This is a genomic window from Stenotrophomonas maltophilia group sp. SKK55, assembly GCF_057179845.1.
Window position 1 is genome coordinate 1 of sequence record NZ_JBXUHP010000001.1, and the last position, 21,887, is coordinate 21,887.

Genomic DNA, 21,887 nt, shown 5'->3' on the forward strand with positions numbered 1-21,887 from the left:
GGTGTAGCTACGACGGGTGATACGGGACATAAGGGACCTCCAAGTGCGATCAAAGTATCGCTTCTTGGCGTCCGCTGACGGGGGGCCAGATCAGACACTCCCGCGAACCCAACCCGCCCGCCCTCTGACAGTTTCCTGCGGCCGCCCGCCACGGAAGAAAGAAAGAAGAGCAACAGCGGGTCGCGCGCTTCGCTTGCTTGGAGCGGAGCATGGCTCCGCTCTACAGAAAGCACTGCAGGATCAAACAAAAAGGACGCGGCAAACGCCGCGTCCTTTTTGTTTTTCTTCAGTTCGTCAGTAACCCACGCTCTCGCCCACCGTCACCGGGAAATGATCGGAGGCGGGACGGGTACAGATGGCGGGACCGTCCACGGCATGGATGCCGTGGCCGAGCCCCCAGGGACGGGTTTACGGCGTGTCCCGCCATCTGTACCCGCCCCGCCAAGCCATCAGCAACCCAGAGCCGCTTTGGCTTTGGCTTTGGCTTTGGCTTTGGCTTTGGCTTTGGCTTTGGCTTTGGCTCTGGCTTTGGCTTCTGCCCGCAGCAGGCGGACCACCGCGCGTCAGCGCGGCGCCTCCACATCCAACCCGATCGGGCAGCTCACGCCGGTGCCGCCGATACCGCAGTAGCCGTTCGGATTCTTCGCCAGGTACTGCTGGTGGTAGTCCTCGGCGTAGTAGTACGCCGGTGCCGGGTACACGATCTCGGTGGTGATCGGGCCGTAGCCGGCCGCAGCCAGCTGCGCCTGGTAGGCCTCACGGCTGGCCAGCGCGGCCTTGTACTGGGCCTCGTCGGTGGCATGGATCGCCGAGCGGTACTGGGTGCCGGTGTCGTTGCCCTGACGCATGCCCTGGGTCGGGTCGTGGCTTTCCCAGAACAGCTGCAGCAGCCGCTCCAGGCTCACCACCGCCGGGTCGAACACCACCTGCACCACTTCCGTGTGCCCGGTCAGGCCCGAGCAGACCTCTTCATAGGTCGGGTTCGGGGTGATGCCACCGGCATAGCCCACCGAGGTGCTGTACACGCCCGGCTCGGTCCAGAACTTGCGCTCGGCGCCCCAGAAGCAGCCCAGCGCAAAGCGGATCTGCTGCAGGCCGGCGAAACGGTCCTTCAGCGGATGGCTGTTCACGAAGTGCTGGTTGCTGTGCAGCGGCAGCGGTTGGTCACGCCCCGGCAGCGCCTCTTCCGGGCGCGGCAGGCGCTGCTTGAAGGCGCCGATGCCGAGGATGCCCTGGCCAATTCCCAACATGATGCGCTCCTACGCCGGAAGGCCGGCAATGTCGTCTGCATCGGAAATGGGGTCGGACGGGGCCTGGCCCAAGTCCAGCGCCGCTACGATGTCCTCGGCCTGCGGGCGTGCCGCATCGGGGATCCCGACCCGCAACACGCCGAACAGCGGCAGCTCACCCATGCCGCCCAGCAACGACTCGCCGAACACGAAGGCCGGGATGCCAGCATCCTCCAGCGCGTGCTTGACCAGGTGGGCGTCGAACAGGTTGTCGGCCTTGTACACGATGTGCATGCGGCAGCTCCGTGGGACAGGGTTCCAGCATACGCCCGGGGGCTGAATGGTGGTGGTGACGGCGCATGACCATTCCGCCGGCCAGCGGCCGGCGCTACCCAACTGCACGGCGATTCACATTGCGCCGGCCCGCGGCCGACGCTACCGAGAAGAAGGGCTGGTAGTGCCGGCCGCTGGCCGGCATCCCCACGCCCCAGCGGGCAGCCCTGCCCGGTACGCGCTAGACTGTTGGTCTTTCTGCCTTTCTTTTCGCCGACTCATGTCCGAGCACACCCCCGCCAGCCCCGAGACCCCCGCCGACAGCCACGAGAAGCGCGATTTCATCCGCCAGATCGTGCGCGAGGACCTGGCCAGCGGAAAGCACCAGGCGATCAAGACCCGCTTCCCGCCGGAGCCGAACGGCTACCTGCACATCGGTCATGCCAAGTCGATCTGCCTGAACTTCGGCATCGCCGGCGAGTTCAGCGGCGTCTGCAACCTGCGCTTCGACGACACCAACCCGGCCAAGGAAGATCCGGAATACGTGGCCGCGATCCAGGACGACGTGCGCTGGCTGGGCTTTGAGTGGAACGAGCTGCGCCATGCTTCGGACTACTTCCAGGCCTATTACCTGGCCGCCGAGAAGCTGATCGAACAGGGCAAGGCCTATGTCTGCGACCTGTCGGCCGAGGAAGTGCGCGCCTACCGCGGCACCCTGACCGAGCCGGGCCGTCCGTCGCCATGGCGCGACCGCAGCGTCGAGGAAAACCTCGACCTGTTCCGCCGCATGCGCGCCGGTGAGTTCCCGGATGGCGCGCGCACCCTGCGCGCGAAGATCGACATGGCCAGCGGCAACATCAACCTGCGCGATCCGGCGCTGTACCGCATCAAGCACGTCGAGCACCAGAACACCGGCAACGCGTGGCCGATCTACCCGATGTACGACTTCGCCCATGCGCTGGGTGATTCGATCGAGGGCATCACCCACTCGCTGTGCACGCTGGAATTCGAAGACCACCGCCCGCTGTACGACTGGTGCGTGGACAACGTCGATTTCGCCCATGACGACGCGCTGACCCAGCCGCTGGTCGATGCCGGGCTGCCACGCGAAGCGGCCAAGCCGCGCCAGATCGAGTTCTCGCGCCTGAACATCAACTACACGGTGATGAGCAAGCGCAAGCTGATGGCGCTGGTCACCGAACAGCTGGTGGACGGCTGGGAAGATCCGCGCATGCCCACCCTGCAGGGCCTGCGCCGCCGTGGCTACACGCCGGCCGCGATGCGCCTGTTCGCCGAGCGCGTGGGCATCAGCAAGCAGAATTCGCTGATCGACTTCAGCGTGCTGGAAGGCGCACTGCGCGAGGACCTCGACAGCGCCGCGCCACGCCGCATGGCCGTGGTCGACCCGGTCAAGCTGGTGCTGACCAACCTTCCGGAAGGCCACGAAGAACTGCTGACCTTCAGCAACCACCCGAAGGACGAGAGCTTCGGCAGCCGCGAAGTTCCGTTCGCCCGCGAAGTGTGGATCGATCGCGAGGACTTCGCCGAAGTACCGCCGAAGGGCTGGAAGCGCCTGGTCCCGGGCGGCGAAGTGCGCCTGCGTGGCGCCGGCATCATCCGCTGCGACGAAGTGATCAAGGATGCCGACGGCACCATCACCGAACTGCGCGGCTGGCTCGATCCAGAATCGCGTCCGGGCATGGAAGGCGCCAACCGCAAGGTCAAGGGCACCATCCACTGGGTCAGCGCCGTGCACGGCGTGCCGGCCGAGATCCGCCTGTACGACCGCCTGTTCTCGGTGCCGAACCCGGACGACGAATCGGAAGGCAAGACCTACCGCGACTACCTGAACCCGGAATCGCGCCGTACTGTCACCGGCTATGTCGAGCCGGCCGCAGCCAGCGCCGCTCCGGAACAGTCGTTTCAGTTCGAGCGCACCGGCTATTTCGTTGCCGATCGCCGCGACCACACCGAAGCCAAGCCGGTGTTCAACCGCAGCGTGACCCTGCGCGACACCTGGTCGGCCTGAGGACCTGCGCGGGCGCCGGGATGGCGCCCGCACGACCGCGACCATGATCACCGCCCTGTCCGCCCTGCTCTGGTTCATCTCGCAGCATCCGCTGCTGACGTTCTTTTCGGCAATGGTGCTGGCCGGGCTGGTCTCGTGGTGGCGGCGCTTTCCGGGCTACGCCATCGTGGTGTTCCCGCTGGCGATGCTCAACATGTTCCTCGGCCACTTCCTCAACGCCACCTTCCTCAACCTGGTGGGCGAGCGCGGCGAAGCGGTGATCGTCAAGGCCGAGCGAACCAGCTCGACGCTCAACGAACAGTACATCTGGCGCTACGAAGGAGTGCTGCGTACCGCCGAGGGCCGCGATGTGGACGTGGTGTTCCACACCAACACCGCCTCGCTGTGGCCGCTGGAAAACGCCATCCGCATCCCGGCGCGCGACCAGCCGTTCGTGGTCAAGTACACGCCGGGTTTCCCGCGCAACTTCGTCATCCTCACCAACGAATCACCCCACGGCATTGCCCAGGCCCAGGCCAGTGCGCGCGAGCGCGTGGAGGTAGCGGCGCGCAAGCTGCACTTCAGCCCGGGCAATGCCGAGTTCCGCGCGGACTATCGCCGCGAACTCGAAAGCTGGCTGCGCGACCACGGCAACGACCCGCAGCAGCAGTCCGACGCGCAGCGCTATCGCGCCGAACTTGACGCGCTCGACCGCTAGCACCAGGCCCGGCCTGGATGCTCCACCCGATCCATCCACAGGCCCGACATGACCACGACGTCCACCGCCCTCCTCCCACTGCTGCAGCAGGCGCTGCAGGACGCCAGCGTCGCCAGCCGCATCGACGGCAACGCGCTGCTGCTGGACAGCGGACTGCGCCTGACCCCGCATGCGATGGCCGCACACGCGCGCGACAACGGTGGTTGGCAGACCTCCACCGTCATCGAAAGCCAGCATCCGCAGTTGTTCGCCGATGGCCTGTTCGAGTACCAGCATGCAAATGGTGCCGATGAGCAGGCCTCGCTGTTGTCCGGGTTCCAGACCTGGGTGCGGGTGGACCTGGCGACCCTGCAGACCGCGATCGGCGCCGAAGACGCACAGGGCCTGCCGATGATGGGCCTGACCTATCCGGCCGGCGATGAGGGTCAGGAACACCAGCGCACCGTGGTGCTGGGTCCGCTGGCGCATTACCGCGAGCACGAGGTGGACGCCAGCACCTGCAGCGAAAACGATCATGGCTCCTGCCCCTGCTGCCTGTTCACGCGCAGCATGGAGGCCTTCGACGAGCTGCTGAAAGCCCGCCAGTTCCTCGCCATCCGCCTGTTCGCCTCGCGCGATGCCCACGGCCTGTGCGAGGCCGATTGCCGGGTCAACGGCCACGACTTCGCCGCCGCCCTGCCATTGCTGCGCGCGTATGCCGCCAGCTGGCCGCAAGCCGGGCTGGAGTTCCGCAAGCAGTACGTGGTGATCCGCACCGGCTCGCCCGGCTGACCCACCGCCACACCCGATACAGGCCGGTGCGGCTACACTGCGCGCCGGTTTCCCAAGCAACCGCATTTTCTTCCATCCCTACGAGGCACCCCCGCGATGCTGTACGCGCAAGTCCACCTGACCCTTCCCGCCTGGATCCACGACCAGATCGACCTGGATCGTCGATATCCGGGCGATGAGGCCAAGGTCGCGCTGGCGATCGAGCTGTCGCGGCTGAACGTCGAGCACGCCAGTGGCGGCCCGTTCGGCGCCGTGGTGTTCGGCCCGGATGACAAGGTGATCGCCGCCGGCGTGAACCGGGTGATGCCGCACGCCACTTCGCTGGCGCATGCCGAGAACATGGCCTACATGCTGGCCCAGCAACGCCTGCAGACCCCGCGCCTGAACGCGGTGCTGTCGCCGGTCACCCTGGCCACCAGCTCGCAGCCATGCTGCCAGTGCTACGGCGCCACCGTGTGGGCCGGCATCGACCGCCTGCTGATCGGTGCCAGTGCAGCCGATGTCGAGGAACTGACGCCATTCGACGAAGGCCCGCTGCCGGCCGACTGGGTCGGCGAGCTCAACAAGCGTGGCATCGAAGTGGTGCAGGGCCTGAACCGCGACGCCGCGCGCAGCGTGCTGCGTGCGTATGGGGAAAGCGATGGCGCCCGTTACTGAAACCGGCATCGGCCTGCTGTGCCTGTGCCGGCAGGGTTTCGAGCCCGAGCTGGCCGGCGAACTGCAGTTCCGTGCCGGCGAAGCCGGTTTCGCCGGTTATGCGCGTACCCAGCGCAATGACGGCTACGTGCTGTTCATGTGCGACGAGGCCGCGGCGCTGGCACCGCGCCTGCGCTGGCGCGAACTGATCTTCGCGCGGCAGAAGCTGGTGGTGCTGGCCGAGCTGCCACAGCTGGATCCGGCCGACCGCATCACGCCGATGCTGGAGGTGCTGGCCGACGCGCCCCGCTTCGGCGACCTGTGGGTGGAGCATCCCGATTCCGACGCTGGCAAGCCGTTGTCCGGGCTGGCGCGTGCCTTCGGCAACGCGCTGCGCCCGGCGCTGCGCAAGGCCGGCAAGCTCAGCGACAAGCCGAACACCCGCCTGCCGCGCCTGCATGTGGTGTTCGTCAACGGTACCCACGCCTTCGTCTGCGTGGCCGACCCGGCCGACAGCGCGCCGTGGGCACTGGGCATTCCGCGCCTGAAGCTGCTGCCCGAAGCGCCTTCGCGTTCGGCGCTGAAGCTGGACGAAGCGCTGCTGACCCTGCTGACGCCGGAAGAACGCGAGACGCTGGCCAAGCCCGGCATGCGCGCGGCCGACCTTGGCGCCGCCCCAGGTGGCTGGACCTGGGTGCTCACCCGGCAGCACATGCACGTGCTGAGCATCGACAATGGTCCGCTGCGCCAGCACGTGCTGGACACCGGCCTGGTCGAGCACCTGCGCGCCGATGGCTTCCATTGGCATCCGGAGCAGCCGCTGGACTGGATGGTCTGCGACATGGTCGAGCAACCGCGCCGCGTCGCCGAACGCATGGCCACCTGGTTCCGCGAAGGCTGGTGCAGGCATGCGATCTTCAATCTGAAGCTGCCGATGAAGAAGCGCTGGGACGAGACCCGGCTGTGCCTGGACCTGTTCCAGGACCAGGCCGGCAAGCCGCTGGAGGTGCGCGCCAAGCAGCTCTATCATGATCGTGAAGAGATCACCGTGCTGGCCTCGCCGCTGCGCTGATCCGTCATCGGCGGCACAGGTTGCCGGGAGTACGCTCCCGGTACCCTCTGGCAAGGAGCCTGTCATGAACCTTCCCCGTTCCGCCGTGCTGGTGGCCACCCTGCTGGCTTCGGTACCGGCGATGGCCCAGCATGGCCCGTCCACCCCTGCGCAGAGCCAGCCGCTGGGCCCGACCGGCGGCGCCATCCGTCAGCAGCCGCTGGATGCCGGCCGGGTCAGCGGCAGTGTCGATATTCCGCAGCCGGCCGGCGAGGCACAGGTGACCGTGCGCTCGCTGGAACCCAGCAGCGTGGTTGGCCAGTACCGCATCCGCTTCAGCGACCTCGACGTGAATGGCGACGGTTTCATCAGCCGCGAGGAAGCACAGGCCAATCCGGCGCTGGCCGACGAATTCAATTCGCTGGACCGCAGGCACCGCGGCAAGCTGGACCGCACCGACCTGGCCGGCTGGCTGGTGGACTGAAAAAGGGGACGGAGGGGATTAAGTCGTATGTGCACAAACGACTTAATCCCCTCCGTCCCCTTTTTGCTTCAGACGCCGGCGGCGCGCTTCCAGAACGCCTGCACCAGCGGCGGCCATCGGCCGACGCAGCCCAGCGCACGGCCCCGGGCCAGGGTCAGGTGCATCTCGTCGTTGGAAAACAGGCGGTTGATCGCATCGAAGCTGTAGGCGGCGACGTGGTTGTCGCTCCGCCGTTCGCGTGCCCAGCGCTGCAGGCGCTGCGGCGACAGCCGCGGTTGGCCGCGTCGCTCTGCCGAGGGTGCCAGCCACTGCTGCAGGGCGGCGACATCACGCAGCCCCAGGTTCACGCCCTGCCCGGCCAGCGGATGCACCACATGCGCCGCGTCACCCAACGCCAGCACACGACCGGCCACGTAGTGACGGGCCAGCTGGCGGCGCAGCGGGAATGCCGCACGCGATGAGGCCAACCGCAGCTCACCCAGGCGTGCCGCGAAGGCGCGGGTCAGTTCGCGGTTGAAGCTGTCCTCGTCCAGCGCCAGAACACGCGCCGCCTCGTCCTCGGGCAGGGTCCAGACGATCGAGCTGCGGCGTTCGGCCACCGGCAACAACGCCAGCGGCCCGCTTGGCAGAAAGCGCTGCCAGGCCGTGGCCTGATTGGGAAGATCGCTGTCCACGTAGGCCACCACGCCGCGCTGGTGGTAGTCATGCTTTTCAACCTCGATCCCGGCCAGCTGGCGCAGGGTCGATTCGGCTCCGTCGGCGGCCACCGCCAACGCCGCTTCCAGGCGGCGCCCGTCATCCAGGCGCAGCCGCACGCCGTCCTCGTCCTGCTCCAGCGCGTCCACGCGTGCCGGGCAGTGCAGCTGCACACCCGCCGCCGGCAGCGCCGACCACAGGCGGTCCTGCAGCAGCCCGTTCTCGACGATGTAGCCCAGTTCGCGACGGCCGAAGCGATCGGCGTCGAACAGCAGATCCTCGCCACCGGCCGCGTCCCACACCTGCATGCGCCGGTAGGGCCATGCACGGGCCTGCGCGATCGCCGGCCACACGCCCAGGCGGTTCAGCAGCTGTACGTTGTCGGCAGCGAAGGCGAACACGCGCAGGTCCGGCTGTGCGGCCTGCCACGGCGCCGGTTCGCGACCTTCCACCAGCGCCACCGACAGGCCGGCATCAGCCAGCGCCAGCGCACAGGCGGCACCAACCACGCCACCGCCAACGATGGCCACATCAAGACGCGTACGCCGGCTCATGCCGCTTCTCCACGGCACAGCCGCGGCACCTCGCCGCGGAAGCCCATCGCACCACCGACCAGCATCGATTGCACCGAGGCGCGCTGCGCGGCCACCAGGCCGAGGCTGCGCAGCGGCCGCATCAGCGGCGCCGGGTTGCTGGTCAGGCGCGCCAGCCCGCCGGAGAACGCCACCGTCTGCCGGCGGTCCTCTTCGCGGCGCGCGACATAGGCCTGCAGCAGTGCATCGCTGCCGGCATCCTCATGCGCATCCTCCAGCAGTTCGGCCAGGGTCAGCGCATCGCGCAGGCCCAGGTTGAAGCCCTGTGCACCCAGCGGATGGATGGTCTGCGCGGCATTGCCGAGCAGCACCGCGCGCTCTCCGGCCAGCGCGCGCGCCAGCACCTGGATGAGCGGATACGCACTGCGCGGGCCGGATTCGAGCAGGCGGCCTGCGCGCCAGCCGATCGCGTTCTGCAGGCGTTGCAGCCAAGCCGCATCGTCCAGCGCCATCACCGCATCGGCCTGGTCGCGCGCCACACCGTGCACGGTGCCGAAGTGGCGATCACCACGCGGCAGCAGGGCGGTCGGGCCGGTATCGGTGAAGCGCTCCCAGGCGGTGCCGTCCGGCGCGCGCTGGCTGCGCACGCGGGCCACGTACAGGGTCTGCTGGAAATCATGGCGGTCGACCTCGATGCCGAGCGCGCCGCGCACGCCACTGGTCGTGCCATCGGCCCCTACCACCAGCCGGGCCAGCAATACGCGCTCGCCGGTCTCGTCGGCCACCCGCACCTGGCGGTAGCCGTCGACCACCTCGCCCAGGCCCAGGAAACGCATCGGCCGGTAGCGCCGCAGCCGCGGCAGCTCCTGCAGGCGCGCTTCCAGCGCCTGGCCGAAGTCCCGCGCCACCACCACCTGGCCGAACCACGGCCGGTCGTAGTCGGAAGCCTCCAGCTGCACCCGGCCGAAATCGCCGGCGCGGCTGACGTGGATGCGGCGGATCGGGCCCGGCGCCATCGCCAGCTTCTGCATGACCCCCAGCGCGGTCAGCGCATTGACCGTGGCAGCGGCAAAACTGAGGTTGCGCTGGTCGAATACCGCCGGCAGCTCGCCGGCCGGGCTGGCCTCGAGCAGGCCCACATCTCGGCCCAGGCGGTCCAGGGCGATGGCCAGGCTGGCACCGACCAGGCCACCACCGACGATCAGCACGTCATGTCGTTCACTCATGGTGTTCATGATACGCGCTCGCCCTGCCCGAACACCCAACATCACCCGACCTGCGCCAACCGGCGCGGCGGGCTAGAATGAAACCTGAATCCGCTCCGGGCCCGCTGCCATGTCCGCCACCGCCAACCGCGCCTTTGTCCTGTCCGTCCTCGTGCTGTTGCTGGCGGCGACCCGGGTCAACCACTTCGCGGCGATCCCCGATGCCTCCTGGGCGGTGTTCTTCATCGGTGGCTTCTACCTGGCCACGTGGACACGCTGGGCGTTTCCGCTGTTGATGGTGTTCGCCGTGCTGGTGGACTGGATCGTGATCCGCAGCAGCGGCCTGGATTTCTGGCAGCACTACTGCGTGTCGCCGGGTTACTGGCTGCTGCTGCCGGCATACTTCTCGCTGTGGGCCGGCGGCATGCTGCTGGGCCGCAACTACCAGGGCGCACGCTGGCCGGTGCTGGCCAAGGGTACGCTGCTGCTGGTGGCCTCGGTGGCGGTCTGCCACCTGCTGGCGCAGGGCGGTTTCTACTGGACCACCCGCAACGTGGCCGAGCCGACGCTGGCCGGCTGGGCGCAGAACTACGCACAATGGTTCGGCCCCTACCTGCGCACCACCGCGATCTACGTGGCGCTGGCGGCGGCATTGCAGCTGGCCGTGGAGCAGGTACTGAAGCTCCAGCAGGCCCGCCGCGACATCCGGCACTGAGCCGCGCCATGGGTCATCGCCTCTCGCGCATCTATACCCGCACCGGCGACGACGGCAGTACCGGCCTCGGCGACGGCCAGCGCGTCGCCAAGGACGACGCCCGGGTGGCGTCCTACGGCACCGTCGATGAAGCCAACGCTGCGCTCGGCCTGCTGCTTGCCACCGCGCTGCCCGAGGATGTCCGCGCGCTGGTGGTGCATCTGCAGCACCAGCTGTTCGACCTGGGCGCCGAGCTGTGCATCCCCGGCCACGCCGCCATCCACGCCGCCGATGTCTCGGCACTGGAACAGCAGCTGGACCACTACAACGCCAACCTGCCGATGTTGAAGGAGTTCATCCTGCCGGCCGGTGGCGAGGCCGCCGCACGCTGCCACCTGGCCCGCACCATCGTCCGCCGCGCCGAGCGCGAGACGGTCACCCTGGCCCGCCACGAAGCCGTGCGCAGCGAGGCGTTGCAGTACCTCAACCGGCTGTCGGACCTGTTGTTCGTGCTGGCCCGCGTACTGGCCCGCGCCGACGGCCATGGCGAAGCGCTGTGGCAGCCACAGCAGCGCCAGCGCTGAGTCGGCACGATGCTGGTCTTCACCCATCCGTCCTGCCTGCTGCATGATCCCGGCCCCGGCCATCCGGAGTGCCCGCAACGCCTGCAGCAGGTACTCGATGCCCTGCACACCGCGTTCCCCGGCCAGCTGGACTGGCGCGAGGCGCCGCCGGCCAAGTTCGGCGAACTGACCCGGGTCCACGACAGTGCCCTGCTCGACTTCGTGCTGCAGCCGCAGACCGCGCCGCTGCGCCAGCTGGACATGGACACCTGGACCTCGCCGGGCTCGGCCAGTGCCGCCGTGCACGCCGCCGGCGCCGGGGTGGCCGCGGTCGATGCGGTGATGCTGGGCGAGGACCCGCTGGCCTTCTGCGCGGTGCGGCCGCCGGGCCACCACGCCACCAGCAGCACCGCGATGGGCTTCTGCCTGCTCAACAACATTGCCATTGCCGCGGCCCATGCCCGCGACCGCCATGGGCTGGAGCGGATCGCGGTGGTCGATTTCGATGTCCACCATGGCAACGGCACCCAGGACATCTTCCAGCACGACGCCCGGGTCTCGTACTACAGCACCCACCAGGCCGGGCTGTTCCCCAATTCGGGCCTGCGCCGCGACCGCGGTGCCGGCAACCTGATGAACATCCTGCTGCCCCCGGGCAGTGGCGGTTTCCGCTTCCGCAACGTGTGGGCCGACGAGATGCTGCCGGCCATCGACGAGTTCCGCCCGCAGCTGCTGCTGATCTCGGCCGGCTTCGATGCCCACCTGCGCGACCCGCAGGCCGACCTGATGCTGGAAACCGACGATTTCGCCTGGATCACCCGGGAACTGCATGCGCTGGCGCGCCGCCATGCGGCCGGCCGGGTGGTCTCGATGCTGGAAGGCGGCTATGACCTGCAGGCCCTTGCCGAGTGCAGCGTGGCCCATGTCCGGGCCCTGCTGCTGCCCCCTCCCGGCAGCGTCTCCGGATGAACCCGAGCCGGCAGGCTCCGGCGTCCTTCATTGCCCCTATGCAAGGGATGGGGCAAGCTACCGTCCGTTTTCGCCCGAATCCGAACCGCGTGCGCCGAGCCCTCCGCCTGCTTCCCCTGCCTCTGAGCATCGCCATCTGCCTGCCGGCAATGGCCGATGAAAAGCCGCTCAACTGGGGCCTGTGCCCGGCTACCGACGTGATTCCCGCGTTCACCGATGCCCCCACCCCGGTCCCGGGGCAGGACAAGGCCGCCGCCAGCGCTGCGCGCGAGCAGCAGCCGACCGACATCGAGGGTGACCAGCTGCTGGGCACGACCACCGTGCCGCAGTACGAAGGCAACGTGGCCCTGCGCCGCGGCGACCAGTTCGTCGGCACCGACAAGCTCAGCTTCGATACCGAGAGCGGCAACTACATCGCCGACGGCAATGTCCGCTACCAGGACTCCTCGATCCGTATGGTCGCCAAGCGCGCCGAGGGCAACCAGGAAAGCGACACCCACAAGATCACCGACATCAAGTACCAGCTGGTGTCGCGCCGCGGCAACGGCGATGCCGAGTCGGTCGACCTGCAGGGCGCGGTCGGCCAGATGCACCGCTCCACCTACACCACCTGCGACCCGTCACAGCCGGTGTGGAAGCTGTCGGCGCCGCAGATCGAAGTGGACAACGACGAGGGCTTCGGCACCGCCCGCAACGCCGTGCTGCGGATCGGCAAGGTGCCGGTGCTGTGGGCGCCGTACTTCAAGTTCCCGATCGATGACCGCCGCAAGACCGGCCTGCTGTTCCCGCAGCTGGGCATGTCCGGGCGCAACGGATTCGACTACGCACAGCCGATCTACTTCAACCTGGCGCCGAACTACGACGACACGTTGACCCCGCGCTACATGAGCCGGCGCGGCCTGATGCTCGACAACGAGTTCCGCTATCTCTACAACGGCGGCCGCGGTGAACTGCTGACCGCGTTCATGCCCAACGACAAGCTGCGCGACCGCGACCGCGGCCGGGTGATGTTCAGCGGTTACCACAACGTGGACAGCCACTGGCAGGCCCGCGCCAACCTGGCCTGGGTCAGCGACGAGCGCTATGTCGAGGACTTCGCCAACCGCCTGGTCGGGGTGACTGCCTCGAACCTGCAGAGCACCGTAGGCCTGTACGGCACCGGCAGGAACTGGACGGCCGGCATCATGGCCGACCGCTGGCAGCTGACCGACTACACGCTCAATGAAAGCGCGCTGCCGTACAACCGCCAGCCGCGCCTGTACCTCAACTGGGACAAGCCGGTCCTGCCGTGGCTGGAAACCGGCATCTATGCCGAAGCCGTGCGCTTCACCCACGACGACATCAACTTCAAGTACGGCGCCGATGCGGGACCCGACCTGCAGTACACGCGCGATGGTCGCCGGAAGACCGAGGGCTTGAATGTGAGCGGCGGCTCGCGTCTGGACGTGAAGCCGTACGTGTCGTTCCCGATCAGTGGCGCGGCCTGGTACATCACGCCGACCCTGGCCTACCGCTATACCGCCTACCAGCTGGATCGCGGCCTGGCCGACGGCGTGGACGGTATCCGTGGCCAGATCCTGCGTTCGCAGGGCATCGACCCGAACACCGCCACACCGGAACAGCTGCGCGGCAACACCTCGCCCAGCCGCAGCCTGCCGATCGGCAGCATCGACGCCGGCCTGTTCTTCGACCGCGAGACCCGTATCGGCGGCAAGTCCTTCCTGCAGACCCTGGAACCGCGCCTGTTCTACCTGCGCACGCCGTACCGCAACCAGGACGAGCTGCCGATCTTCGATACGCGTGACTTCACCTTCAGCTGGGGCCAGCTGTTCCGCGACTCGCGCTATACCGGCGCCGACCGCCAGAACGATGCCAACCAGCTGACCTTGGCACTGAGTACCCGGTTCATCGACCAGACCACCGGCAAGGAACGGTTCTCGGCTTCGATCGGCCAGATCCAGTACTTCGACGAGTCGCGGGTGACCGTCACCCCGGGCGGCGCGCCGGTGGAAAAGGGCAAGTCGGCGTGGATCGCCGACGGCAACTACATGATCAACGACCGCTGGACCCTGGGTGCCACCTACCAGTGGGACCCGAAGTACAAGCGCGAGGATCTGGCCAGCGTCCGTGCCCGCTACCTGATGCCCAACGATGGCGTGATCAACCTCAGCTACCGCTACCGCATCAACTCGGGCGCCCCGGCCACCGCCAACAAGCACGACCGTACCCTGCTGGAACAGGCCGACCTGTCGTTCCTGTACCCGCTGAATGCGCGCTGGAGCCTGGTCGGCCGCTACTACTACTCGCTGCAGGACAAGGAACCGCTGGAAATCATCGCCGGCGTCCAGTGGGACAGCTGCTGCCTGGCCGTGCGTGCGGTCGCCCGCCGTTACGTCCGCAACCGCGAAGGCGAGATGAACAACGCCATCCAGCTGGAGTTCGTGCTCAAGGGCCTGAGCTCTCTGGGGCAGGACACGGACCGTACCCTGCGCCGTGCTATCCTCGGCTACAACCGCGACGACCTCTATCTCGTGCCGCCGAGCAACACCGGGGCGACCCGGGATGACTACGATCCGAACCTGATCCCATGACCAAGCGCTTCCCCGTTCTTCTCGCCTCGCTGCTGGCGGTGTCCAGCGTGTCCGCCCCCCTGCAGGTGCTTGCCCAGGAGGCGCAGCCGCTTGACCGCATCGCCGCCGTCGTCGATGAGGACGTGATCCTGCAGAGCGAGCTCCAGCGTGCGATCGCCAACATCAAGGCGCAGTATGCCGGCCGCGAAAACCAGCTGCCGCCGGAAGACGTGCTCAGCCGCCAGGTGCTCGAACGCCTGGTGCTGGTCAAGCTGCAGGTGGCCCGCGCCCAGGGCAGCGGCATCCGTGTCAGCGACCAGGAGCTGAACCAGGCGATGAACGCCATCGCCCAGCAGAACGGTTCGAACCTGGATGCCCTGCGCCAGCGCCTGGCCCAGGACGGTATCGATTTCAACGATTTCCGCGCGTCGGTGCGTGACGAGATCACCGTGCAGCGCCTGCGCCAGAGCTTCGCGCAGAGCCGCATCAGCGTCAGCGAGGGTGAAGTCGACGCCGCGCTGAAGCAGCAGGCCACGGTAGGCAACCAGTACCATTTGGCGCACATCCTGATCGCCCTGCCCGACGGTGCCAACGCCGACCAGATCGCCACCGGCCAGAAGAAGGCCGATGGCGTGAAGGCCCTGCTGGACAAGGGCGAGCTGGACTTCAACGCGGCGGCCGTGCGCTATTCGGACAGCCCGAACGCACTGGAAGGCGGCGATCTGGGCTGGCGCAGCCTGGATGAAATCCCGCAGGCCTTTGCCCAGTTGATGGAAAGGATGAAGCCGGGCGAGGTGGTCGGCCCGATCCGCGGCCCGAGCGGCTTCCAGCTGCTGAAGCTGGTGGAAGTGCGTGACAGCAGTTCCGCCGCCGGTGAGCAGACGGTCACCGAGTACCACGGCCGCCACATCCTGGTCCGCGTGGACGACAACCAGACCGATGCCGCTGCCAAGGCCAAGATCGATACCCTGCGCGCCCGCATTGCTGGCGGCGCCGACTTCCAGACCGTTGCCAGGGAGTCCTCCGAGGACAACAACAGCAAGGGCCAGGGCGGTGATCTCGGCTGGTTCCCGGCTGACGCGTTCGGTCCGGCCTTCGGCCAGCAGGTGAGTGGCCTGCAGGATGGTGGCGTCAGCCAGCCGTTCCGCACCGACGCCGGTTGGCACATCGTGCAGCGCGTGGCGACCCGCCAGACCGACGTGACCACCGACAACCAGCGTGCCCAGGTCCGCGAGACCATCGGCCGTCGCAAGCTGGAAGACGAGTACAACCGCTTCCTGCAGGAACTGCGTGGCGAAGCCTACGTCAGTTTCCGCAGCGGCGACCGCGCGGAAAACACCGCCACTCCGCCGCAGTCCTGACCGATGCGCCCCGAGCTCGCTCTGGTACCGGGCGAGCCCGCCGGGATCGGCCCGGAGCTGTGTGTCCGCCTCGTCCAGCAGCCGCGTGAAGATTGCCGGCTGCTGGCCTTCGCCGACCCGGACACCCTGCGCGCGGCCGCGGCCGCGCTGAACCTGCCCCTGCAACTGCTGCCCGAGGACGCCGAAGCACGCGTCCCGGGCGATCTGCGCCTGCGCGCCGTCCGCAACGCGGCGCCCAGCCACTTCGGCCAGGCCGATCCGGCCAATGCCAGCGCGGTCATCGGTGCCCTGCTCGGCGCCGGCCAGGCCTGCCTGTCCGGTGAGCTGCACGGTGTGGTGACCGGCCCGGTGCACAAGGCGGTCATCAACGAAGGCGGCATTGCCTACAGTGGCACCACTGAACTGCTGGCCGACCAGGCCGGAGTGAAGGTGGTGATGATGCTGGCCAATCACATTGTCCGCGTGGCGCTGGCCACCACCCACCTGCCGCTGCGCGAGGTGGCCGATGCGATCACCGCGCCCAGCCTGGAACACACCCTGCGCACGGTGCATGCCGCGCTGCGCCGCGAGTTCGGCCTGCCTGCGCCGCGCATCGCGGTGCTCGGGCTGAACCCGCATGCCGGCGAAGACGGCCACCTGGGCCGCGAAGAACTGGACCTGGTCATCCCGCTGCTGCAGCGCCTGCGCGCGGAGGGCATGGACCTGGTCGGCCCGCTGCCGGCCGACACCGCCTTCCTGCCGGCCAAGCTGGCCGGCTTCGACACCGTGCTGGCGATGTACCACGACCAGGGCCTGCCGGTGCTGAAGTATTCCGGCTTCGAGCAGGCGGTGAACCTGACCCTGGGCCTGCCCTACCCGCGCGTGGCGGTCGACCATGGCACCGCGCTGGACCTGGCCGGCCGCGGCATCGCCGATCCTTCCAGCCTGCAGGCGGCAACGACGCTGTGTGCGCAGCTGGCGCGGCAACGTACACTGAGCGCATGAATTCCCCGCATTCCCCCTCCGGCCCGGTGTTCACCGCACCGGCCAAGAAGCAGCTTGGCCAGCATTTCCTGGCCGATCGCCACTACATCGACAAGATCGTGATGGCGGTCAACCCAAAAGAGGGTGACCGCCTGGTCGAGATCGGACCCGGCCAGGGCGCGATCACCCTGCCGCTGCTGCGCGTGCACCCGAAGCTGACGGTGATCGAGTTCGACCGCGACCTGATCGCGCCGCTGACCGCCGCCGCCGAGCCGCTGGGCGAGCTGACCATCGTCCACCGCGACGTGCTGCGCGTGGACTTCACCGAACTTGCCGACGGCCAGCCGATCCGCCTGGTCGGCAACCTGCCCTACAACATCTCTTCGCCGATCCTGTTCCATGCGCTGGAGCATGCCGCGGTGATCCGCGATATGCACTTCATGCTGCAGAAGGAAGTGGTCGACCGCATGGCGGCTGGCCCCGGCAGCAAGGTGTATGGCCGCCTCAGCGTGATGCTGCAGGCCTACTGCCAGGTGACCTCCCTGTTCGTGGTGCCGCCGGGCGCGTTCCGGCCGCCGCCGAAGGTCGATTCCGCCGTGGTGCGGCTGGTGCCGCGTGACCCGGCCTCGATCAGCATCAACGACCACACGCGCTTCGCCGAGGTGGTCAAGGCCGCCTTCGGGCAGCGCCGCAAGACCCTGCGCAATGCCCTGAACAATGTGGTGTCCGCCGAGCAGTTCATCGCTGCCGGCGTGCGTCCCGATGCCCGCGCCGAACAGCTGGACGTGGCCGAATTCATCGCTTTGGCCAATGCCTCCTGATTACACTGCCGGTATGGAAGACGCTGACGTATATGCCATCTCCGTCGAAGTCGCGCCGCGCTTCCTCGACGATCAATCCGCGCCGGAAGACGGTCGCTTTGCGTTCGCCTACACGATCCGCATCCACAACCAGGGGCGGGTCGCCGCACGCCTGGTCGCACGCCACTGGCGCATCACCGATGCCAATGGCCGTGTCGAGCATGTCGATGGCGACGGGGTGATCGGCGAGCAGCCGCGGCTGCGCCCCGGTGAAGACTTCCGTTACACGTCCGGTGTCATGCTGGGAACCGATCACGGGACCATGCAGGGGCACTACGACATGGTCGCCGACGATGGCACCGAATTTGCCGCGCCGGTCGCACCGTTCGTGCTGGCCGTGCCGCGTACCCTGCACTGACACGGAGGCCGAACGATGAGTGTGTGGGCGATCGGCGACCTGCAGGGCTGCTACGACGTTACCCAGCGGTTGCTGGAGAAGATCCGCTTCGACCCGGCCCAGGACACCCTGTGGTTCTGCGGCGACCTGGTCAACCGTGGCGGCCAGTCGCTGGAAACGCTGCGGCTGGTGCATTCGCTTCGCGAGCACAGCGTGGTGGTGCTGGGCAACCATGATCTTTCGCTGCTGGCCGTCGGTGCACGCACCGAAGAGGAGCAGCGCAAGGTCAACCCGGACCTGCTGCGCATCGTGCAGGCCGAGGACCGCGACGAACTGCTGGACTGGCTGCGCCTGCAGAAGCTGGTGCATGTGGATCGCGAGCTGGGCTGGATGATGGTGCACGCCGGCCTGGCGCCGAAGTGGACCACGCAGATGGCAGAGAAGCACGCTGCCGAAGTCGAGGTGCAGCTGCACGGCGCCGGCTACCGCAAGCTGTTCCGCAACATGTACGGCGACAAGCCAAGCTGGGCGCCGAACCTGTCCGGCTACGACCGTTCGCGCGCGATCATCAACGTGCTCACCCGCATGCGCTACTGCACCCCGCGCGGGCGCATCGGCATCGAGGACAAGGGCACCCCCGGCACGCAGGAACAGGGACTCTACCCCTGGTTCGAAGTACCGGGCCGGGTCGAGCGCGACCTCAAGATCGTCTGCGGCCACTGGTCGGCGCTGGGCCTGACCATCACCCAGGGCGTGCACGCCATCGACACCGGCGCAGTCTGGGGCGGCAAGCTGACCGCGATCCAGCTCGATACCGACGAGCTGCGCGTGGTGCAGGTGCCGGGCCGCGATGTACCGGCACCCGTACCTCACGCCCGCCCGCCGGCGCGACCGGCGCACGAGCGCCCCGCCGCTGCGGTGCAGGGCAAGGAACCGGGCGGCGGCAACGCCGCTGCTGCCAACCCGGGCAACCGTGGTCCGCGCCGTCGTCGCCGTCGAGGTGGTGGCGGTGGGGGCTCCGGTGGACCCCACAACAACGGCGCCGCGCCGCAGGCATGACGCGACGCGGCTGGGCACCATGGAGGGTGCTGCTGCTGACGCTGGCCCTGGCCAGCGGCTGCCAGCCTGCTTCGGCCCCGGCTCCCACCGGCGGCGGAAACGCCGGCCGCACGCCATCGCAACCGCAGGCGCCTTCGCCGCCACTGGTGGCTGCAGCGCGCGCGCAGATCGGCGTCACCACCCGTTACGATCCCGCCTACCAGGTCCTGTCCTATCCTGGCGGCGACGTCCCGCTTGATCGCGGCGTGTGCACCGACGTGGTGGTGCGCGCCCTGCGCAGCCAGGGCCTGGACCTGCAGGCGCGCGTGCATGAAGACATGCGCGGCAACTTCAGCGCGTATCCCGCGATCTGGGGCCTGTCACGGCCGGACCGCAACATTGATCATCGACGTGTGCCGAACCTGATGCGCTGGTTCGAACGGCAGGGCTGGCAGCAACCGGTCACCGCCCTCGCCACCGACTATGCGGCCGGTGACATCGTGGCCTGGAAGCTCAACGGCAACGGTCTGCTGCATGTCGGCATCGTCTCCGACCGGAGGCTGGCCAATGGCACACCGCTGGTGCTGCACAACATCGCACGCGGCACGCGTGAAGAGAACCTGCTGTTCCAGCACGCGATCATCGGGCACTACCGGATGCCGTAGGCCCCTGTAGAGCCGGGCCATGCTCGGCTACGGGAGGTGTCAGGCAACAGCAGCCGAGCATGGCTCGGCTCTACAGGAAACCATCCTCAGCGGCGCACGTAATGCACGAAACGGAACGCATAGGCGTGGCGGTCATCGGCCGGATGCGGCTCGCTGCTCACTTCCCGCCAGTCCTGCACGTCCACCTCGGGGAAATGGGTATCGGCGGGGACTTCGGCATCGACCCAGGTCAGGTACAGGTCGCTGGCCTGGTCCAGCAGCTGGTGGAAGATCTCGCCGCCGCCGATGATGCACAGCTCGCTGGCGCCCTCGCCTTCGGCAATCGCCTTCGCCTCATCCAGCGACGCCACCGCGCGCATGCCCGCGAACGGCACCTGCCCGCTGCGGGTCAGCACCAGGTTGGTCCGCCCCGGCAGCACGCGGCCGATCGACTCGGCCGTCCTGCGCCCCATCAGGATCGGCTTGCCCAGGGTGAGCGCCTTGAAGTGCTTGAAATCATCCGGCAGGTGCCAGGGCATTGCATTGCCCTGGCCAATGCCACGGTTGCGGTCCAACGCCACGATCATCGAGAGCTTCATGGCACTCACACCGCCACCGGCGCCTTGATCGCCGGGTGCGGGTCATAGCCGTCGATGCGGATGTCGTCGAACCGGAAACCGAACAGGTCGGTCACCTCCGGGTTCAACCACAGCTTCGGCAGCGCGCGCGGTTCACGCGAAAGCTGCTCGCGCGCCTGCTCGAAGTGGTTCGAATACAGGTGCGCGTCGCCCAGCGTATGCACGAAGTCGCCCACGCCCAGGCCGGTGGCCTGCGCCACCATGTGGGTCAGCAGCGCATAGCTGGCGATGTTGAACGGCACGCCGAGGAAGATGTCGCCGCTGCGCTGGTACAGCTGGCAGCTGAGCTTGCCGTCCACCACGTAGAACTGGAACAGGTTGTGGCACGGCATCAGCGCCATCTGCGAAAGCTCGCCCACGTTCCAGGCGCTGACCACCAGCCGGCGCGAATCGGGGTTGCGCTTGATCTCGTCCACCAGCCACTGCATCTGGTCGATCTCGCGGCCATCGGCGGTGGCCCAGCTGCGCCACTGCCTGCCATAGACCGGGCCGAGGTCGCCGTTCTCGTCGGCCCACTCGTCCCAGATGCGTACCTGGTTGTCTTTCAGGTAGCCGATGTTGGTATCGCCCTTCAGGAACCACAGCAGCTCGTGGATGATCGAGCGCAGGTGCAGTTTCTTGGTGGTGACCAGTGGGAAGCCGTCGGCCAGATTGAAACGCATCTGCCAGCCGAACACGCTGCGGGTACCGGTGCCGGTGCGGTCGCTCTTCTCGGCGCCGTGCTCGAGCACGTGCGAGAGCAGGTCCAGGTAGGCCTTCATGCCTTGCCCTCCGCAGCCATCACCGGTTGCGGCTGCAGCACCGGCGCGCGGCGCGACATCGCCAGCAGCACCAGGCCGAAGGCGATGAGCGGCAGGCTGAGGATCTGGCCACGGGTCAGCCAGTCGAAGGCCACGTAGACGCCGTTGTCGGGCATGCGTACGAATTCGACGGCGAAGCGGAACAGGCCGTACATCAGCGCGAACAGGCCGCCGACCAGGTAACGGTGGCGCGGCCTGGCCGACACCGTCCACAGCACCACGAACATCACCAGGCCTTCCAGGAACGCTTCATACAGCTGCGAGGGATGGCGGGCGAACTGGTTCAGCGCGCCGGTGGCGAACTGCGCCTGCAGGGTCGCGTGGTCCAACTGGTTCAGCGGCGCCGGCAGGCCCGACGGGAACACCACGCCCCACGTGCCGTCGGTGTACTTGCCCCACAGCTCGGCGCCGATGAAGTTGCCGATGCGGCCGAAGCCCAGGCCCAGCGGTACCAGCGGCGCCATGAAATCCATGGTGTCGAAGAAGTGCAGCGCGTGCTTGCGCGACCACCACCAGCAGGCACCCAGCACGCCCAGCAGGCCGCCATGGAAGCTCATGCCGCCGTCCCACACCTTGAACAGCAGCAGCGGGTTGTGCAGGAAATCGCCCAGCGCGTAGAACAGCATGTAGCCGATGCGCCCGCCCAGCACCACGCCAAGCATGGCGTAGAACAGCAGGTCGGAGAAGCCGTTGGCGTCGACGCCCGGCAGGCGACCGGCAGCGATGCGCGTGCGTCCCAGCAGCCAGGCAGCGGTGAAGCCCAGCAGGTACATGATGCCGTACCAGTGCACCTTGATCGGCCCCAGCGAGAGGGCGATGGGGTCGATGTCGTGGAAATAGATCATG

The 21,887-nt window shown here is 68.0% G+C and carries 23 protein-coding genes; 16 read left to right on the forward strand and 7 right to left on the reverse strand.

The genetic code is table 11. From position 1 onward, the window contains the following. Positions 1-563: 563 nt before the first annotated feature. Together msrA and AC2A1N_RS00010 are read right to left on the reverse strand one after the other, a co-directional pair. Positions 564-1,229 carry a peptide-methionine (S)-S-oxide reductase MsrA gene (gene msrA, locus AC2A1N_RS00005; protein WP_032953954.1) on the reverse strand — a complete coding sequence of 222 codons (666 nt, stop codon included), beginning with the start codon at positions 1,227-1,229 and terminating at the stop codon, positions 564-566. Positions 1,230-1,259: 30 nt separating this feature from the next. Next, positions 1,260-1,523 (reverse strand): putative signal transducing protein, encoded by a 264-nt coding sequence (locus tag AC2A1N_RS00010; RefSeq protein ID WP_106550103.1) that lies wholly within the window; start codon positions 1,521-1,523, stop codon positions 1,260-1,262. Between the two features lie 259 nt (positions 1,524-1,782). Here AC2A1N_RS00010 and AC2A1N_RS00015 point away from each other — a divergent pair, with 259 nt between their 5' ends. From AC2A1N_RS00015 to AC2A1N_RS00040, 6 genes are all read left to right on the forward strand, one after another. Then, entirely contained in the window at positions 1,783-3,531 is a 1,749-nt protein-coding gene (locus AC2A1N_RS00015; protein WP_100477608.1) for a glutamine--tRNA ligase/YqeY domain fusion protein, read from the forward strand. Between the two features lie 43 nt (positions 3,532-3,574). Continuing rightward, positions 3,575-4,228: a hypothetical protein gene (locus AC2A1N_RS00020; protein WP_242894136.1), complete on the forward strand. Its 654-nt coding sequence runs from the start codon at positions 3,575-3,577 to the stop codon at positions 4,226-4,228. Between the two features lie 48 nt (positions 4,229-4,276). Then, a complete protein-coding gene (locus tag AC2A1N_RS00025) occupies positions 4,277-4,999 on the forward strand; it encodes a DUF6348 family protein (RefSeq protein ID WP_242894134.1) in 723 nt (240 codons plus the stop codon). 96 nt (positions 5,000-5,095) lie between these two features. Further along, positions 5,096-5,656, forward strand: coding sequence for a nucleoside deaminase (locus AC2A1N_RS00030; protein ID WP_005415358.1), 561 nt, complete (start codon positions 5,096-5,098; stop codon positions 5,654-5,656). Then, the gene (gene rlmM, locus AC2A1N_RS00035) at positions 5,640-6,707 is read left to right on the forward strand and encodes a 23S rRNA (cytidine(2498)-2'-O)-methyltransferase RlmM (RefSeq protein WP_154350255.1); all 1,068 of its coding nucleotides are present in this window, start codon (positions 5,640-5,642) and stop codon (positions 6,705-6,707) included. Before AC2A1N_RS00030 ends, rlmM begins: the two co-directional genes overlap by 17 nt. Positions 6,708-6,771: 64 nt before the next feature. Beyond that, positions 6,772-7,170, forward strand: a complete 399-nt coding sequence (locus tag AC2A1N_RS00040) for an EF-hand domain-containing protein (RefSeq protein ID WP_061478342.1) — start codon at positions 6,772-6,774, stop codon at positions 7,168-7,170. Positions 7,171-7,238: 68 nt separating this feature from the next. Here the strand turns inward: AC2A1N_RS00040 and AC2A1N_RS00045 are convergent, their stop codons facing one another. Both AC2A1N_RS00045 and ubiH read right to left on the reverse strand, forming a co-directional pair. Then, on the reverse strand, positions 7,239-8,420 hold the full coding sequence (locus AC2A1N_RS00045; protein ID WP_242894132.1) for a UbiH/UbiF family hydroxylase: 1,182 nt from the start codon (positions 8,418-8,420) through the stop codon (positions 7,239-7,241). Further along, a complete protein-coding gene (gene ubiH / locus AC2A1N_RS00050; RefSeq protein ID WP_242894130.1) occupies positions 8,417-9,625 on the reverse strand; it encodes a 2-octaprenyl-6-methoxyphenyl hydroxylase in 1,209 nt (402 codons plus the stop codon). The genes AC2A1N_RS00045 and ubiH overlap by 4 nt, the downstream gene beginning before the upstream one ends. A gap of 109 nt (positions 9,626-9,734) precedes the next feature. Here ubiH and AC2A1N_RS00055 point away from each other — a divergent pair, with 109 nt between their 5' ends. From AC2A1N_RS00055 to AC2A1N_RS00100, 10 genes are all read left to right on the forward strand, one after another. Then, entirely contained in the window at positions 9,735-10,319 is a 585-nt protein-coding gene (locus tag AC2A1N_RS00055) for a hypothetical protein (RefSeq protein ID WP_069139530.1), read from the forward strand. Between the two features lie 8 nt (positions 10,320-10,327). Further along, positions 10,328-10,882: a cob(I)yrinic acid a,c-diamide adenosyltransferase gene (locus AC2A1N_RS00060; protein WP_061478346.1), complete on the forward strand. Its 555-nt coding sequence runs from the start codon at positions 10,328-10,330 to the stop codon at positions 10,880-10,882. 9 nt (positions 10,883-10,891) lie between these two features. Further along, on the forward strand, positions 10,892-11,830 hold the full coding sequence (locus AC2A1N_RS00065; protein ID WP_154350253.1) for a histone deacetylase family protein: 939 nt from the start codon (positions 10,892-10,894) through the stop codon (positions 11,828-11,830). A gap of 89 nt (positions 11,831-11,919) precedes the next feature. Then, a complete protein-coding gene (gene lptD, locus AC2A1N_RS00070; RefSeq protein ID WP_484371173.1) occupies positions 11,920-14,421 on the forward strand; it encodes an LPS-assembly protein LptD in 2,502 nt (833 codons plus the stop codon). Beyond that, positions 14,418-15,761 (forward strand): peptidylprolyl isomerase, encoded by a 1,344-nt coding sequence (locus AC2A1N_RS00075; protein ID WP_484371175.1) that lies wholly within the window; start codon positions 14,418-14,420, stop codon positions 15,759-15,761. Before lptD ends, AC2A1N_RS00075 begins: the two co-directional genes overlap by 4 nt. A gap of 3 nt (positions 15,762-15,764) precedes the next feature. Then, the gene (pdxA, locus tag AC2A1N_RS00080; RefSeq protein ID WP_111008015.1) at positions 15,765-16,745 is read left to right on the forward strand and encodes a 4-hydroxythreonine-4-phosphate dehydrogenase PdxA; all 981 of its coding nucleotides are present in this window, start codon (positions 15,765-15,767) and stop codon (positions 16,743-16,745) included. Beyond that, positions 16,742-17,545, forward strand: coding sequence for a 16S rRNA (adenine(1518)-N(6)/adenine(1519)-N(6))-dimethyltransferase RsmA (gene rsmA / locus AC2A1N_RS00085; protein WP_134969481.1), 804 nt, complete (start codon positions 16,742-16,744; stop codon positions 17,543-17,545). The genes pdxA and rsmA overlap by 4 nt, the downstream gene beginning before the upstream one ends. A gap of 13 nt (positions 17,546-17,558) precedes the next feature. Further along, positions 17,559-17,942: a Co2+/Mg2+ efflux protein ApaG gene (apaG, locus tag AC2A1N_RS00090; RefSeq protein ID WP_008268668.1), complete on the forward strand. Its 384-nt coding sequence runs from the start codon at positions 17,559-17,561 to the stop codon at positions 17,940-17,942. A gap of 15 nt (positions 17,943-17,957) precedes the next feature. Then, the gene (locus tag AC2A1N_RS00095) at positions 17,958-18,980 is read left to right on the forward strand and encodes a symmetrical bis(5'-nucleosyl)-tetraphosphatase (RefSeq protein WP_111201128.1); all 1,023 of its coding nucleotides are present in this window, start codon (positions 17,958-17,960) and stop codon (positions 18,978-18,980) included. Continuing rightward, positions 18,977-19,624, forward strand: a complete 648-nt coding sequence (locus tag AC2A1N_RS00100) for a DUF1287 domain-containing protein (RefSeq protein ID WP_242894118.1) — start codon at positions 18,977-18,979, stop codon at positions 19,622-19,624. Before AC2A1N_RS00095 ends, AC2A1N_RS00100 begins: the two co-directional genes overlap by 4 nt. 86 nt (positions 19,625-19,710) lie before the next feature. On the opposite strand, the gene AC2A1N_RS00105 is transcribed toward AC2A1N_RS00100, so the two are convergent. From AC2A1N_RS00105 to lgt, 3 genes are read right to left on the reverse strand one after another with little or no spacing between them, the layout of a single operon-like run. Then, on the reverse strand, positions 19,711-20,202 hold the full coding sequence (locus AC2A1N_RS00105) for a dihydrofolate reductase (protein ID WP_111178738.1): 492 nt from the start codon (positions 20,200-20,202) through the stop codon (positions 19,711-19,713). A gap of 5 nt (positions 20,203-20,207) precedes the next feature. Further along, on the reverse strand, positions 20,208-21,002 hold the full coding sequence (locus tag AC2A1N_RS00110; RefSeq protein ID WP_061478354.1) for a thymidylate synthase: 795 nt from the start codon (positions 21,000-21,002) through the stop codon (positions 20,208-20,210). Next, entirely contained in the window at positions 20,999-21,886 is an 888-nt protein-coding gene (lgt, locus tag AC2A1N_RS00115) for a prolipoprotein diacylglyceryl transferase (protein WP_099494710.1), read from the reverse strand. The genes AC2A1N_RS00110 and lgt overlap by 4 nt, the downstream gene beginning before the upstream one ends. Position 21,887 lies beyond the last annotated feature (1 nt).